The 725-nt window shown below is 70.9% G+C and carries 1 protein-coding gene; it reads left to right on the top strand.

The genetic code is table 11. The features are described from left to right. Positions 1-66: 66 nt before the first annotated feature. Positions 67-725: aldehyde dehydrogenase family protein (locus tag ACFR9S_RS05535; RefSeq protein ID WP_379818241.1), on the top strand; the 659-nt coding region annotated here is incomplete at its 3' end.

Below are 725 nucleotides of genomic sequence, written 5' to 3'. Positions count from 1 at the left end.
GGCATAAATCTCCGGGGGGAAGCCGCAGCGTAAAGGGTTATCCGCCGACCGCTACAACGGTCGGACATGGCGAGCAGATCGAACCTCATCGACGGCGAGTGGATCGACGCCGAGAGCGGCGACACGTTCGACACGCACGACCCCGCCAACCCCGACGAGGTCGTCGGCACCTACCCCAAGTCCAGTGCGTCGGACGCCGAGCGTGCGGTCGAGGCCGCCGCCGCGGCGACCGAGGAGTGGGGCAACACGCCCGCTCCGAAGCGGGGTCGGATCCTCTCGCGGGCGAGTCAGATCCTCGCAGACAAGAAGGAGGAACTGACCGAACTGCTGGTCCGCGAGGAGGGGAAGACCGAGGCCGAAGCCGGCGGCGAGGTCCAGCGCGCCATCGACATCTTCGACTACTACGGGTCGAAGGCCCGCGACATCGGCGGCGAGGTCAAGAGCGCCAGCGGCGGCGACACGGTGCTCCGAACGAAGCAGGAGCCGGTCGGCGTCGCGGGCCTGATCACGCCGTGGAACTACCCGATCGCGATCCCGGCGTGGAAGATCGCGCCCGCGCTGGCGGCCGGCACGACCGCGGTGATCAAGCCCGCGACGCTCGCGCCCGGCCCGACCCACGAGATCGCCGCGGCGCTGGACGAGGCCGGTCTCCCCGACGGCGCGCTCAACGTCGTCACCGGTCCCGGCGGCGAGGTCGGCAGCGTCGTCGCCGGTCACGAGGCCGT

It is taken from the genome of Halolamina salina, assembly GCF_042678005.1.
In the GTDB taxonomy this organism is placed as follows: domain Archaea; phylum Halobacteriota; class Halobacteria; order Halobacteriales; family Haloferacaceae; genus Halolamina; species Halolamina salina.
Note: the sequence above shows the minus strand (reverse complement) of the source record. Positions and strands in the feature narration are given on the sequence as shown.